The following is a 15,043-nucleotide window of genomic DNA, read 5'->3' as shown; positions in this document are numbered from 1 at the left end:
CGCCTTCACGGCACCCAGTACACCGCCGTGAGTGCGTCGGCCAGCCGTGTCGCGGCCTCCTGCTGCGTAAACGGCGGCGTGCGTGGCGGATCGTAGACCTCCGGGCGCGTGCCAGCCACGACCAGGTCGATCGCATAGCAGCTGCCGTGGTGAACCGCACGATAGCTCTCGGCCGACACGTAGTGGCTCATCGCCGCATCGCCCACGGTGAAGTGCGTGAACGGGACGCCGCCGATATCCACCGGTGCCGAGGCGGCAGGACCGCTCGCTTCTGCTGGCGTATCCAGGCAGGTGCGGACCGATGCGGCGTTGTCGCTGCGTCCGATCCGCAACTCCCCGGCAGTGACCCGATCCGAGCCTTCCAGCACCAGCGCCACCAAGGGCATGCCCACGCTGTCCGGCGGCGCGAACAGCTTCCAGGTCGGGGACGCCAGGTAATCGCGCTGGAAATCGCGGGCGACCCGGGTACCGACGACCGGGCCAACCGCTATGCCGGGCGCCGCGTCCTGATACACCGGTGACGGGCGCCCGGCCGTGGCCGCGGCGGGACCCGGATCAGCGGCCTTCGCCGCCCCCGGGTCCGCACCGCTGGGCTGCACCACGGCTGTGGCACCGCCTTCGCCCTGCGGCGAACAGGCACACAGCAGGGCCGTCAAACCGACCGCCATCCACCCTGCGTTGTTCCGGATCTGCTTTTGCATAAGGGGCTCCCCTGACAATGGCCCCAGACTGCCTCGCGATCCGTGAACGTCATGCCATACCGCCGCTCGCGAGGCACCGCTCAGTAGTCATAGCTCACGCTGACCCGCAGCGATCGCGGCGCCTGCCGGATGGTCGCTGCGCCATACAGCGGATCGGGCTGGCCCGGATCCAGCTCGGAGTACGGCGACTTCCACAGCGCCACCTGACTGTTGAACACGTTGAAGACATCCAGATTGAAGCCCAGCCGCCCCTCGGCCACCGCGGGGCGGTAGGACACCCCCAGGTCCAGCTGCTTCAGCCACGGCAGGCGCCCCTGGCTGCCCGGAGGCGCCGGCTGCCCGTTGTAGAAGTGATACGCGATGCCATAGCCGGAAGGGTCTTCGAAGTCCGGCCCATACGAGCCCAGCGCACTGAACGGCGAGCCGGAGAGCACCTTGAGATTGGCCGAGAGCAGCCACTCCGGCGCCAGCTGGTAATAGCCGTGCAGCTTGAACTGATGGGTGTGATCGTTGCTCTGCGGTCCGTTGGTGTGCTCCATCAGCTGGGCGTAATCCCACGCCTGGGTAGTGGATACGGCGGTCTGGCCGATGCCGGAGAGCAGCTGCCCTTCGGTGGTGCCGTAGCTGCGCGACCAGGTGTAGTCGCCCCGGGCATACCAGCGGCCATCAAACGGATGCTCCAGCGAGAGGTTCACGGCGTAGTAGTTACGCTTGAACTGCGGGAAGCCCATTTCCGCGTTGCTCAGCGGGACGGTCACGTAATTGCCGCCGGTGTCGACCAGATTGAAGGTGTTGGCGCGCCCGGGGTTGATCAGCCAGCAGCTGACCGGGTTGCTGTCCTTGGTCACGTTGTAGCCCAGGCTGCTGGCCTTGCCGAGCACCGCATCGATATCGCAGTAGTCGTCCACGCCGCTGCGCAGCACGCGGTAGGTCGCCTTGGCCCCGTACACCCAGTTCTGGCCCAGTGCCTTGCTGAAGCCGAGGATGAACTCGTCCTGGTAGGACGGCTCGATGCCGGAGGTGGCCACCGTCTTCGCATCCGGCAGCAGGCCATAGTTGTTGTTGGCCGACACCGCGCCGGAGAACTGGGTGAGGTCGGTCGGGTAGCCGTTGCTGTCGATGCCGCCGTAGGTGTAGTACGTCGAGGTGGCAAGCGTCGCACCCGCCGCATTGAAGGCCGGGTTCAGCGGCAGTGCGAGGTAGTAGCGCCCCACGTTGCCGAACACCTTGAACCGCCCATCGCCATCGACGTCCCAGCTGAAGCCAAGACGTGGCGCCCACTGACCGCTGGTCTGCTTGATGTAGGCATCGCCATCGCGGTTGAAGTTGGTGAACTGATCCAGGCGCAGGCCGAGGTTGAGCAGCAGGCGATCGGTCACCTGCCAGTTGTCTTCGATGTACTGCGCCCGCTGCGACGCACGCACCGAGGCCAGCGCACTGTAGATGTACTGCCGCACGTAGTAGCCGTCTTCGCCATTGCGGATGCCGCCGGTGGCCGGCACGCCCAGGCCGGTGTTGATCGGCACGTTCGGGTTGGACTGCCCGTAGATCCAGTAGTAGCCATCGGCCGAGGCGACCGAGCCACGGTTCAAGGCACGGGCGTTCTGGTTGTCGATGCCGACGGTGATGCTGTGGTCGCCCCACACGTAGTTGGCATCCAGCCGCAGGTTGTTGCTGCGGTTGCCCCGGTCCGGGTTGACCAGCAGCGAGGTGGTCTGCGCATTGGTGATCGGCACACCACCGGTCAGGGCCGGGTTCTGCAGCGTGGGGCTGTTGATGTACGTCAGGCTGCCGTCGTAGGCCGGGTTGCCGATGTAGTCATCCGTGCGCATTTCGCCGTACTGCGCGCTGACAGTGAGCCGATCGGTGAGGTACCCGGTGTACTTGGCCGTCCACAGGTCGCCACCGGTCTTGGTGGTGTCTTCCTTGCCGCGCTGGGCGCCACGGGTGAGCGTGTCGTAGTCGTAGGCGAAGATGTCGCCCCGGAAGACGTTGCGACTGGAGGCGCCGGTCAGTTCGAGCAGGTGGTTGTCGGTGATGTTCCAATCCACCTTGGCGTACCAGCGCGGGCGCTCGTACTCGTAATTGGAATACGCATTGGTGGCCTCGACATTCTTGACGTCGGTGCCCTCGCGGCGCTCCAGCTCGTAGGAGCCAAAGAAGAACAGCCGGTCTTCGATCAGCGGGCCCCCAGCGTAGATGCTCTGCGTGCTGACCCACTCGCGGTCCTTGCTCTCCGGCGCATACAGCGCACCGTCACCCGGATACCGCACGTCATCTTTGTCCGAACGCGCTGACGCCGGTTCCCAGGTCGCCTGGCCACCGAAGTGCCACGCATTGGTGCCGCGCTTGCCGACCGCATTGATCACGCCGCCATCGGACCGGCCGTACTTGGCGCTGTAGCCGCCGGTATAGATTTCCTGCTGGTCGATGCTGCCGTAGGGCAATGTCAGGCCGCCCAGGCCGCGCAGTGGGTCGGTGCTGTTGAAGCCGTTGATGTAGTACGCGTTCTCTGCGGCAGACGAACCGCCGAAGCTCACCAGCTGGGCGCCGGTCGGGCCGGCATACGTGCCGTTGCCGCTGTTGCCGATCACGCCGGGCGCGAGCTGGGCAATGGCCTCGGCCGAGCGGCCCAGCGGCAGCCGTTGCAGCTGCTCAGCCGTGATCACGGTGCGCGAATCCACGCTGCTGACATCGATGGCCGCCGCGGCGCGGTCGGCGCTGACCTGGACGCCATCCAGCCGGGTGACCTCGGCGAAGGAGACCTCGGTGCTGGTGCCGACGGTGAGCGCGACGTTCTGCCGGGTCTGCAGCACGTTGCCGTCGGCATCACGCGCCTCCACCGAGTAACGACCGAGCGGCAGCTGGGGGATGGTGTAACGACCGCGCGCGTCCACCGTCACTTCACGGGTAAGACCGGTGTCGCTGCGAACGAACATGCGCTGCGCCGATGGAGGCGCCTGACCGGCGATCGCGCCGGTGGTGGACTGTGCATGTACCAAGGGAGATGCGGTGGCGAGCAACACCGCCACTGCCAGCAGGTGCGGGCGCAGGGAAGAACGAGCTATTGTCATCGTGGGGCAATCGGTAGTGGGGGAAACGATTTCATTAATCCCGCTCCTGCCCCAATGCAGAAATGCGCAGGCGTTATGTCGTGTTCGCCGATGGCGATATCGCGTGCGACCAAACCATGACATTCGTCACCGCGCGAGCGGCATGGCAACGCTACGCAGGCGAAGCGCGCAGGCTGGCTGCACGCGCCTTATCACGGCAAGGCCTGCCGTCATGAGCAATCCGAATCAAGGGGATGCGGCCGGAGCTGCCCACGCTTCCTACAATCAGGCACGCCTCCTGCCCTGCCTCCCCTTCTGGATTCCTCAATGCGCCTTGCTCTGTCCCTTGGTCTGCTGGGTGTGGTCACCCTGCTACCTGCCTGCACCCCTGCCCCCTCCCCCGCTGCCACCGCCACGCCTGCTGCGACCGGGCAGGCGCCTGCGGAAATTGCCTGGCGCCACGGCGACGTGGACGACGCCTTCGCCGAGGCGCGCGACAGCGGCAAACCGGTGCTGCTGTACTGGGGCGCGGTGTGGTGCCCGCCCTGCAACCAGCTCAAGGCCACGCTGTTCAAGGATCCGGCCTTCATCGCGCTGACCCGGCAGTACGTGCCCGTCTATCTGGATGGCGACGAAGAAGGCGCGCAGGCCTGGGGCGAGCGCTTCGGCGTGCGCGGCTACCCGACGCTGATCGTGCTCGACCCCGAGCGCAACGAGCTCACCCGCCTGGCCGGTGGCAACGACAGTGAAGCGCTGACCCGCGCACTCACCCTGGCCGCCGGCCGCCGCACGGCCGTCAGCGAGGTGCTGCAGCACGCCCTGAGCACACCCGGGGACGTCAGCGCCGACGACTGGCGCGTGCTCGGCGATTACGGCTGGGAAGTGGATGTCAATCGCCTCGCCGGTGAACGTGATGCAGCGTCATTGCTACAGCAACTGGCCACGGCGGCGCCCGAGCCTGCGCTGCAGCGGCGGTTCGCGTTACTGGCGCTCGGCGCCGGCAAGCCGGACAAGACACCCACACCGGCGCAACGCACCCGCACCCGCACCCTGCTCGATGCCGTTCTTGCAGCACCCGCGGAGGTCCGGGCCAATCGTGACCTGCTGGGCTACCAAGGCCCTGCCCTGGTGGCGCTGGCCAGTGCCACGCCGGAACAGGCGCAGCAGCTGGGAGTGCAGCTGCTCAAGGCGCTGGATGCCGCCGACCACGCACTCGGCGACAAGGCCGATGCGCGGCTGGGCACGGTGATCACCGAACTCGCCCTGCAGCGCGAGCAGCACCCCGACCAGGCCATTCCGGCCGCGCTGAAGACAAAGGCGGCGCAACGCGTCGCCGCCGCCGATGCGGCCGCGACCACGCTGCACGAGCGCCAAGCGACGATCAGCACCGCGGTGTACGTGCTGCGCCAGATCGACGACGACGCTGCGGCAGAGAAACTGCTGCTCGCCGAGCTTGATCGGAGTGAGACGCCGTACTACTACATGCCTGAATTGGCCGACCTTGCCGAAGAACGCGGCGACAAGGCTTCGGCCATCGCCTGGCTGCATAAGGCCTACCAGGGCGCACAGGGGCCGGCCACCCGCGTGCAGTGGGGCGTGCTGTACGTGGAGGGCCTGCTGCGCCTGAGCCCGGATGATGCGGCGGCGATCGAGACCGCCACGGGCGAGGTGATCGCCGATCTCGCCGTGCAGCCGGCCGGCTACCACCAGCGCACCCGCCAGCGCTTCGAACGGCTCGGTACCGCATTGCAGGCGTGGAGCCGCGAGCATCACGGCGCGGAGAGCCTCACCCGGCTGCAGGCGCGGATGACCGCAACGTGCGCAAAGGCGGCCACCTCGGACGACGGAAGCGTGGGCTGCGAGGGGTGGCTGAAAAGCTGATGCGGGGCGTCGCCTAACCCTTGAGGCGCTCCTCCAGCGCATGCAGTCGCTGCAGATAGGGTGCGCCGGGCACCAGCTCTGCCTCCAGCAGTGGCTTGGCCTGCGCGATCTGCCGGCGCGCAGCCTCCCGCTCGCCGTTGGCCTGCAGCGCCTCGGCCAGCGGTACGCGGTAGCGTGCCACGGACGGCGCTTCTGCCCCGAACAACGCAACATTGCCCTCCAGCACCGCGCGCCAGCGCGTCGCCGCCAAGGCGGCCTGCCCGGCACGCAGCGCCGCTTCGGCCTGCATCTGCTGGTAGCGCAGCTGCAACGGCGGCGACATCGACGGTACGATCGGCGCCATCGCCAGCAGCGCCTGCTCTGCCTGCGCCGATTGCCCGCGGTGGATCAGCCACTCGATCTCGCCCAGGTGCGAAATGCGCAGATCCGGCGCGTCGGCCGGGCTGATCCGCTGCCAGATCGGCAACACGCGCTGGATCAGCGGGCTGGCCTGGTCGGCACGACCGCTGCGCATCAGCAGCCGCGCCAGGTTCATCTCTGCCCGCAGGCTGGAAGGCTTGTCCGGCCCCAGGACCTGGCGGCGGATCGCCAGCGAGCGCCGGTACAGCTGCTCCGCCTTGCCCATATCGCCGCGGGCTTCTTCCAGGTTGGCGTAGTTGTTGAGGTTGATCGCGTGGTCGATGCTGTCTTCGCCACTGGTGAGCGCACTGATGCGCAGACAGGTATCAAAGCCCTCCGCACTCTCCGTGTAACGACCGAGATCCATGTGCAGCAAGGCCAACTCGCAGTACGCCAGGGCCGTGCGGGAACTGTCCTGTCCATACAGCTGCAGGCTGAGATCGCGCGACTGCAGCAGCAGCGGTGCAGCCTCGTTCGGCTTGCCGCCTTCCTGCAGGGTCATGGCCAGTGCGTGCAGTCCGTGCTGGTAATCGGCACTGGTCTCACTGCGGCGCCGTTTGATCTCCAGCGAGTCGCGCAGCAGCTGCTCGGACTTGTCCAGCTCACCGCGGTTGCGGTACATCAGCCCCATGTTCTGCATCACCGTGGCGGTGCCGCCTTCCGTGCCCGGCTCGCGGACGGTGCTGCGCATTGCCAGCGACTGCTGGAACGCCGCCTCGCTCTCGGGATAGCGCTCCAGCTGGCTGTAGGCCAGGCCCAGCGAGTTCAGCACATGTGCGCGGGTGCGTGCATCGTCTTCGCGATCAAGCAGCTGCAGCGCACGTTCGGCGTACTTCAGGCCTTCTTCGCCCCGCTTGCCGTTGCTCATCTCCACCGACAGATCGCTGTAGGTCTGCGCCGCCAGGCGCGCGCGATCGACCGACGGCGATGCCAGGCCTTCAGCCGCGCTTCGCAGCAGCGTCTCGGCCTGCTTGGGCAGGCCGATGTTCTGGTACGCGCGCCCCAGCACGCTCTGCAGGCGCGCCCGCAACGCCGGCGAATCGGCCAGCTCCGCATCGACCTGCGCCGCGCTGGCATCGAGCACTGCGCGTGCACTGACATCTTCGGTGCCGCGTGCACCGCGCTCGCGCGGATCGGCGGCATCGAAGGCGGCGACCAGGAACTCGCTGACCTGCTCGGCGATCGCCGCTTCTTCCTGAGCGCGCGCACTGGATTCGCTCAATCGCCAGACGAAGCCGCCCGCCATGGCCGTCACCGCGACGGCCACGCCGGCCGCCTGCCAGTGCCGACGCAGCCACCGGTGCGTGCGGTAGCCCGCTCGCCCGCCTCGCGCCCGCACCGGGTGATGCGTCCGCCAGCGCTCGATGTCATCCGCCAGCGCCTCCACCGAGCCATAGCGCTGGGCCGGGTCACGTGCGCTGGCCTTGGCCGCGATCGCATCGAGGTCCCCCTCCAGGTGCTTTCGCCACGCGCACGATGGCCGCGCCCAGCGGCTTGGCAACGGAACCGCGGCACCTGCCGGCTGCCCATCATGGCCAAGCCGGCGATCGGCCAGCATCTCGACCAGGATCACACCGAGGCTGTACACGTCGGTGGTGACACCCACCGGCTCGCCCGCAATCAGTTCAGGGCTGGCGTAGACCGGCGTGTAGAAACGGTCGGCGCGGGACTCGGCTGCGCTGTCCAGCCAGCGTGCGATGCCGAAATCCAGCAGCACCGGCTCGTTGTCCGCGCGCACCAGGATATTGCTGGGCTTGAGATCGCAGTGCACGACCAGGCGTGCGTGCGCGGCCTGCACCGTACGGCAGATCCGAACGAACAGCTGCAGGCGCTGGAAAAGATCGAGCGGACGGTCACAGCAGGCGCGGTCCAGTGGCTCGCCGTCCACGTACTCCATCACCAGATAGGGTTGGCCGGAAGGGGTGCTGCCACCGTCGTACAACCGGGCGATGTTGGGGTGCTCCAGCCCGGCCAGCATCTGCCGCTCGGCGGCCAGGCGCTGGCTGATCTCGGTCGTCGCCACGCCGCGAAGCAACTTGATCGCCACCCGTAGCTGGTAGGTCTCGTCAGCGCGCTCGGCGAGGAACACCGCTCCCATGCCGCCACTGGCCACGCGCCGGGTGAGCCGCCACGGACCGATCCGTTCACCCACCTGCACATCCGGCTCGGCAAGCTGGACAATCAACTCGCGCAGGGGGCGCTGCGCGCTGTCCAGCGCCATGGTCTGCGCTTCCAGCAGCTCGATCACCTCATCCAGCAGGGCCGGATCGTTGGTCATCCGCCCCAGCTCGGTGCGCCACGCGGTCGGCGGCAGTTCGCACGCCGCATCGAACATCGTGCGCAGCTGCTGCCAGCGGTCATCGGTCATTGCCCCATCCCCCTGTCACGATAACGCCCCCGATCAGGCCAGGCGCTGATTGAGCCAAGCCTTCGCAAAGCGCAGATCGCGGTCGACCGTCGGCACCGACACCTCCAGCACGACCGCGATTTCCTGGCGGTCCATCCCGCCGAAATACATGTATTCCACCGCACGTGCGGCGCGCTCATCGTGCCCGGCGAGCTGGTTCAACGCCTGGTGCAGCGCCAGGACCTCGTAGTCGCAGGTCGGCGCATAGGGCACGTCCTGATCAGCATGCGACAAGGTCAGGTTCCACGCCCCGGCCCCGCGCTTGGCTGCCGCGCCACTGCGCGCAAAATCCACCAGCACCGCGCGCATCTTCAAGGCCGCCAGCGCGAGGAAGTGCGCGCGATCCACGAACTCCACGTCCGAGCCCATCACCCGCGACAGCGCTTCATGCATCAACGCGGTCGGCCGCAGGGTCACGTCGGCATGGCGCTGGCCGATACGGGCTGCTGCCATCTCGCGCAGCGCGGGATAGATCAGATCAAACAGATGCGCCTGCGCCTGCGGATCCCCGCGCCGCCACCGGTGCAGCCACTGCGTGACATCGCCACTCATCATCCCCGCTCCCAAGACGCCAGCCTCTCCGGCCAGACGCCCCCGTCCCTGATGGCCGATGATAGCGCACGGGCGCCTTGGCACCAGCGCGCCGGGGGGGGCGGGAACGGGGGGGGGCGATCAGGCGCGCGGATGGGCCAGGGCGAAGTCCAGGCCAGCGCATACCGCCGCGACCTGCGCATCGTTGCATTCCTGCGGCGAGGTCCGCGGGCTGTCCGGGTACACCTCGGTGGTGGTGGCGTACAGCGCGTCGGTGAACCCGGCGCAGGCGCCGATCGAACGCGATTCGCCCCAGACCACGCCCGGTGACTGCAGCGGCATGCCGATCAGCTCGCCATTGGCGTCGGCAGGGGCGATGTGCGTGATCTTCTCCACCGCGGCGATCAACGCCTGCTGGAACGCCGGCTGCGGATCTTCGCTGTTGCCGATCACGTAGAAGCCATCGGGAATGATGTCCGGCACCAGGGCGATGCCATCGCGGGCGCAACGCGCCGGATCGAACTCATGCAGATCGCTGTCGGTCGTTTCATGCAGGTCCAGGTGCACCAGCAGATCATCGCCACGCGCAGCCATCCAGCGCATCAACGAGGCCGCTTCTTCGATCTGGCCCTCATCGCGGAAGCTGCGGTTGGGATCGATCGCATGGGGATTCCAGCGCTGGATGCGCTCATAGCCCCACGGGCTGACGCAGGGCGCGACGATCAGATTGATACGGCCCGCATACGCCTCGGCATGCTGATCGAGGAACTGCAGCGCGCCATGCACGCCGCTGGTTTCATAGCCATGCACGCCGCCGGTCACCAGCGCGGTCGGCAGTGCCGGATCCCACGCATGGCTGACCACCGCAAACAGCGGGTAATGATCCGGCGCGTAGTCCAGCTGGCCGTACTGCACCACATCGAAACGCTCGCCCAGGCGCTCGAGCGCGGCCACCACATCGTCGTGGTAGCTGCGCTGGCGCTGCTGATTGGCGCGCCACTGGGCCCGTTCGGCATCGCCCCACGGCTGGCCGGGGGTGCCGATCGGATAAAAATGCGTGTTGCTCATGGCCGTACTCCAAGGAGAAATCCGGTCGCTGCGGCCGTTGGCTGCGTGCGACATTGCGGCAGACATTCTAGCTGCGGGCGGGCATCCGGCGCTGTGCGGACTACCAACGCTGACACGGAAAAAGAGGACCGGTTGCCCGGCCCTCTTCTCGTTCCACATCGACGGTCAGGCCGTCTGCGCCGCCTCATACCCATTCAAGCGCATGTCGCTGGACGCGCGCCCTTGGGTCAGCGAACGCAGCGAGGTGGTGTAGCCACCCAGTCGCGCCAGCGGTGCATAGCCGAGCACTTCCGCCTGCCCATCCTGGTCCTCGATCGAGGCCACCCGCCCGCTGCGGCGGTTGAGGTCGCCCACCACATCGCCGACGTTCGCCGACGGCGCGTGGATGGCGATCTCCATCACCGGCTCCAGCAGCTGCGTGCCCGCCTCGGCCAGCGCGGCTTTCACCGCCTCACTGCCAGCGCGGTGGAAGGCCATGTCCGAGGAGTCCTTGACATGGGTCTGGCCATCGACCAGCGTCACCTCGATACCGACCACCGGATGGCCCAGCGGGCCTTCGCCCAATGCCGCGCGAACGCCCTTCTCCACCGCGTTGACGAACCCGCGCGGGATCGCACCGCCGACGGTGCGGTCGACGAAGGTCACCTCGCCATCCTCGCGCGGCGTCACATCGATCAGCACCTGGGCGAACTGGCCCTGGCCGCCGGTCTGCTTGGCGACCTTGCCCTCCACCCGCTGTACCGCGCGCTTCGGGGTTTCCTGGTAGGCCACGCGCGGCTCGCCGGTGCGGATGGCGACGCCCCACTCCGTGCGCAGACGCTCGACCATCACCTCCAGATGCAGCTCGCCCATGCCCCAGATCAGGGTTTCACCGCTGTCCGCATCGGTGTCGACACGGAACGACGGATCCTCCTGCGCCAGGCTGGCCAACCCTTGGCTGACGCGGATCAGGTCCGAGGCCTTCTCCGCCGTCAACCGCCATGCCAGCACCGCATGCTGCGCCTGGATCGTATCGAGCAGCAGCGGGCGCGAGGGCGCACTCAGCGTTTCACCACTGACCGCATCCTTCCAGCCCAGCACCGCGACGATGTCACCGGCCACGGCCTGCTTGATGTCGTGGGTCTGGTCGGCCTGCACCCGCACCAGGCGACTGACACGCCGCCCCTGCGGATGCTGTGAACTGGCCAGTGCATCACCCACCTTCAGCGTGCCCGAGTACACCCGCACGAAGCTCAGCGCACCGTGGTTCTGGTGCGTGATCTTGAACAGCAGCGCCGCAAGCGGGCCATCCGGGTCCGGTGGCAGCAGCACGTCGTTGCCGTTCTCGGTGGCCACCACCGCCGGGCGATCCAATGGCGAGGGCAGATAGTCGACCACCGCATCCAGCAGCGTCTCAACGCCCTTGCTCTTGAACGCGGCGCCGGCCAGCACCGGGACGCCCGCACCGGCCAGGGTGCCGCGACGGATCGCCGCGCGCAGCTGTGCGTTGTCGATTGGCGCGCCTTCCAGCCACGCCTGGGCCAGCACGTCGTCGGCATCGGCCACGGCCTCGATCAGCGCCTCGCGCTGCGGCATCCACTGGGCAGCCTCATCGGTCGTCCAGGCATGACGCAAGGCAGTGCCCTTGTCATCCCAATGCACGGTGCTGCGGTCGACCAGGTCCACCCAGCCGTTGAACTGGCTTTCCGTCCCGATCGGCACGCCGAGCGCCCACGGCGTGGCACGCAGCTTCTCGCGCAGCTGGGTCAGCACGCGTTCGAAGGACGCCCCGGTGCGGTCCATCTTGTTGGCGAAGGCAATCAGCGGCACACCGTGGCGACGCGCCTGGCGCCAGACCGATTCGGACTGGGGCTGCACCCCGTCCACCGCGGAGAACACCGCGACCGCGCCATCAAGCACGCGCAGGGACCGTTCCACTTCGATCGCGAAATCGATGTGGCCGGGGGTGTCGATCAGGGTCAGGTGATGGATCGGCTGGTCGCGCGGTGCCCAATGGGCCTGCACGGCGGCCGCGCCGATGGTGATGCCACGCTCGCGTTCGATCGCCGAGAAATCGGTGGTCGCCGCGCCGTCATGCACCTCACCGACGCGATGGATCTCGCCGGTTTTCCACAACAGCCGCTCGGTGAGGGTGGTTTTGCCGGCGTCGATGTGGGCAATGATGCCGAGGTTGCGCCGGAGGGTAAGGGTCTGGGTATGGGTGTTCATGGGATAGGTCTCGCTGCCAACATCGGGGAGCCGCACGCCGCCGTTGGCTAACGGGCGTGCGGCCAGGTTTGGGGCTCGGCGATCTGGTGCATGGCACGTTCTCCTTCAGACAGTTCTGCTACGTGGAAACGAAAAGAGCGCCCGGTGGGCGCTCTGCGTGGGGTCCAGGGTGACCGGTGTTCCGGTCAGCAGCCTCGCACTCCGATTGGCAGACGCGCCCGTGCCGCGACATCGCGGGTCAGGGTAAAAAACGTCAGAAGCGGCATCGAAGTCATGTGGGTCACCTGGGGTGTAGCCGGCATTGTAGACCTCTGATGGCCGGCTACAAGTCTTTATTCGAACCACCAGCGCAACACTGAGCATCAATGTCGAACATGCAACCTTAAATTGGCACAATCAAATCGAGCCGGTCGCAGATATGCGAATGGGTCGCAATTGCGTATACACCGGAAATCCTTAAAATGGTGGCCCATGCGTCGCCTACGGCGACCCCCGCAAGACTGACGCCGTACGACCACGAGACGGCACGCCAGCGCCCCCTTCCTCCGCGTTCTCGAGTTGTTGCCCATGCCCTGCTCCCTGCCCCTGCCTCCGCGCCGGTTGCGCCCCAACCTGCTGGCCCTCGCCTGCCTTGCCACCGCATTGGTCCCCGCCGCCTACGCCCAGACCGCCACCGATCTGGACGCGGTGCGCGTCAATGCCTACCGCGCTGCCAACAGCATCAGCGGCGCGACCAAAACCAACACCACGCTGGCCGAGACCACGCAATCGGTATCGGTGATCGAGCGGGCGGAACTGGATGCGCGCGGTGTTCAGTCACTCAACGATGCGATGCGCTATGTCGCCGGTGTCAGCCTGGAGAGCTCGGGCATCGACAACCGCGTGGATGACTTCCGCATCCGTGGCTTCGATGCCGGCAGCTGGGCGAACAACGTCACCCTGGACGGCATGCGCGCGCCGCAGGGCACGCAGTGGAACCGCAGCATGTTCGACAGCTGGAACCTGGAGCGGGTGGAAGTGCTCAAGGGCCCGTCGGCGGTGATGTATGGCCAGGTCGCCCCGGGCGGCATGGTCAACCAGGTGAGCAAGACGCCGACGCCGGATCAGGAGCAGCAGCTGCGCGTGGGTGTGGATGCCAATGGCCAGTACAACGCGGCGTTCGACGTCGGCGCCGGCACGGCCGAGAACGACCACCTGTTCCGCCTGGTCGGCCTGTATCGCGACGGCGACACCCAGATCAAGCACACCGCACAGAAGCACTGGTTCCTGGCGCCCAGCTACACCTGGCAGATGGCCGAGCGCACCCGCATCACCCTGCTCGGCCTGTACCAGAAGGATGACGGCGGTTCGACCTACCAGTTCCTGCCGATGGCCGGCACGCTCAACGCCACGCCGTATGGCCACATGAAGAACACCACCTTCATCGGCGAGCCGAGCTGGAACACGTTCGACCGCACGATGTGGACCGCAGGATGGCTGTTCGAGCACCAGTTCAATGATCACCTCACCCTGAGCCAGAGCGCGCGACGCACGCATGTGGATTCGCTGTACCGCGGCGTGGTCACCGATGGTGCGCTCAACGCCGATGGCCGCACCCAGAAGCGCCGCGCCACCTACGGCACCGGCGATTCCGATGGCGATACGCTGGACACGCGGCTGCAGGCACGCTTCGCCACCGGCGCGGTCGACCACACCCTGCTGCTGGGCTGGGATTGGCAGAAGGCCGATTGGGAAGGCGTGCGCGGTGCGATGAGCAACCCGGCACCGATCGACATCTTCAACCCGGTCTACAGCGGGTATACGCCGCGCGTCACCTCGCTGAGCCCCACCGAAGGCATCAACCGCCAGAGCGGGCTGTACCTGCAGGACCAGTTGGCGCTTGGCCGATGGCGCCTGACCCTCGGCGGCCGGTATGACTGGACCAAGGATGATTCCTCCAGCACCACCCGCAACCTGGTGACGGGTGCGACGGTGCTGCAGCCGCGCAGCGTGATCAAGAGCGAGGCGTTCTCAGGCAATGCCGGCCTGCTGTACGTGTTCGACAGCGGCTTCACGCCTTATGTCAGCTACGCAGAATCCTTCCAGCCCTCCACCGCGAGCGCGCTGCAGAGTTTTGATCGGCGCGCGTTCGATCCGGTCTATGGCAAGCAGTGGGAGGCCGGCGTCAAATACCAGCCGGCCAGCATCGACGGCCTGATCACGCTCGCTGCCTACGACCTGCGCCAGGAAAACCTGGTCACCCAGGATCCCGACCTGAGCCACATGAGCTGCGGCAACACCGGCAACGCGCGGTGCTCGATCCAGGACGGCGAAGGCCGCATCCGCGGCGTTGAGCTGGAAGGCCGCGTCACTCCCACGCAGGGCTTCAGCCTGATCGGCGCAGCCACCTGGATGGACTCGGAGATGACCCGCAGCGATCAGTACAAGGGCAAGGAACTGATCATGGTGCCCGACTACAGCGCCTCGTTCTGGGCGGATTACACCGTCCAGGGCGGCGCCCTGCAGGGCCTGAGCCTGGCCGCCGGGGCGCGCTACAACGGCAAGAGCTACGGCGACAGCGCCAACCTGTATCTGATCCCGTCGTACACCTTGTTCGATGCTGCGATCCGATACGACCTCGGGCAGTTCGGCAGCACCCGCGTGCAGCTGGCCTTGAACGCCAGCAACCTGGCCGACAAGCGTTTCGTATCCACCTGCACCGGCGTGTCGTCGTGCTACTACGGCAGCGGCCGCACCGTGATGGCGACGGCGCGCTTCGGCTGGTAAAGGGTGGCGGCGCCGGGGTAACGCCCGGC

General features: G+C 67.2%; 8 protein-coding genes. 2 read left to right on the top strand and 6 right to left on the bottom strand.

Annotated elements, in window-relative coordinates:
• Positions 1-5 precede the first annotated feature (5 nt).
• Together ABE422_RS01545 and ABE422_RS01540 are read right to left on the bottom strand one after the other, a co-directional pair.
• Entirely contained in the window at positions 6-701 is a 696-nt protein-coding gene (locus tag ABE422_RS01545; protein WP_313211018.1) for a hypothetical protein, read from the bottom strand.
• An 80-nt stretch (positions 702-781) separates the two neighbouring features.
• On the bottom strand, positions 782-3,775 hold the full coding sequence (locus tag ABE422_RS01540; protein ID WP_346482314.1) for a TonB-dependent receptor: 2,994 nt from the start codon (positions 3,773-3,775) through the stop codon (positions 782-784).
• A gap of 306 nt (positions 3,776-4,081) precedes the next feature.
• On the opposite strand from ABE422_RS01540, the gene ABE422_RS01535 reads away from it, so the two are divergent.
• Complete coding sequence (locus ABE422_RS01535) at positions 4,082-5,635, top strand: thioredoxin family protein (protein WP_346482313.1); 1,554 nt, start codon at positions 4,082-4,084, stop codon at positions 5,633-5,635.
• Positions 5,636-5,648: 13 nt separating this feature from the next.
• Here ABE422_RS01535 and ABE422_RS01530 read toward each other — a convergent pair whose 3' ends face one another.
• From ABE422_RS01530 to fusA, 4 genes are all read right to left on the bottom strand, one after another.
• On the bottom strand, positions 5,649-8,402 hold the full coding sequence (locus tag ABE422_RS01530; RefSeq protein WP_346482312.1) for a serine/threonine-protein kinase: 2,754 nt from the start codon (positions 8,400-8,402) through the stop codon (positions 5,649-5,651).
• Between the two features lie 33 nt (positions 8,403-8,435).
• A complete protein-coding gene (locus tag ABE422_RS01525) occupies positions 8,436-8,993 on the bottom strand; it encodes an ECF-type sigma factor (protein WP_346482311.1) in 558 nt (185 codons plus the stop codon).
• A 120-nt stretch (positions 8,994-9,113) separates the two neighbouring features.
• Entirely contained in the window at positions 9,114-10,040 is a 927-nt protein-coding gene (locus tag ABE422_RS01520; protein WP_346482309.1) for a M14 family metallocarboxypeptidase, read from the bottom strand.
• A 165-nt stretch (positions 10,041-10,205) separates the two neighbouring features.
• A complete protein-coding gene (fusA, locus tag ABE422_RS01515) occupies positions 10,206-12,248 on the bottom strand; it encodes an elongation factor G (RefSeq protein ID WP_346481026.1) in 2,043 nt (680 codons plus the stop codon).
• Positions 12,249-12,815: 567 nt separating this feature from the next.
• Between fusA and ABE422_RS01510 the strand changes: the two genes are divergently transcribed.
• On the top strand, positions 12,816-15,014 hold the full coding sequence (locus tag ABE422_RS01510) for a TonB-dependent siderophore receptor (protein WP_346482308.1): 2,199 nt from the start codon (positions 12,816-12,818) through the stop codon (positions 15,012-15,014).
• The last annotated feature ends 29 nt before the right edge of the window (positions 15,015-15,043 follow it).

Source organism: Stenotrophomonas sp. TWI1151, assembly GCF_039673135.1.
In the GTDB taxonomy this organism is placed as follows: domain Bacteria; phylum Pseudomonadota; class Gammaproteobacteria; order Xanthomonadales; family Xanthomonadaceae; genus Stenotrophomonas.
This window is presented reverse-complemented; position numbering and strand designations above follow the sequence as displayed.

Bases quoted from the DNA above. Each gene is read 5' to 3' on its own strand.
- ABE422_RS01545 (WP_313211018.1), bottom strand. From the start codon at position 701: ATGCAAAAGCAGATCCGGAACAACGCAGGGTGGATGGCGGTCGGTTTG.
- ABE422_RS01540 (WP_346482314.1), bottom strand. From the start codon at position 3,775: ATGACAATAGCTCGTTCTTCCCTGCGCCCGCACCTGCTGGCAGTGGCG.
- ABE422_RS01535 (WP_346482313.1), top strand. From the start codon at position 4,082: ATGCGCCTTGCTCTGTCCCTTGGTCTGCTGGGTGTGGTCACCCTGCTA.
- ABE422_RS01530 (WP_346482312.1), bottom strand. From the start codon at position 8,402: ATGACCGATGACCGCTGGCAGCAGCTGCGCACGATGTTCGATGCGGCG.
- ABE422_RS01525 (WP_346482311.1), bottom strand. From the start codon at position 8,993: ATGAGTGGCGATGTCACGCAGTGGCTGCACCGGTGGCGGCGCGGGGAT.
- ABE422_RS01520 (WP_346482309.1), bottom strand. From the start codon at position 10,040: ATGAGCAACACGCATTTTTATCCGATCGGCACCCCCGGCCAGCCGTGG.
- fusA (WP_346481026.1), bottom strand. From the start codon at position 12,248: ATGAACACCCATACCCAGACCCTTACCCTCCGGCGCAACCTCGGCATC.
- ABE422_RS01510 (WP_346482308.1), top strand. From the start codon at position 12,816: ATGCCCTGCTCCCTGCCCCTGCCTCCGCGCCGGTTGCGCCCCAACCTG.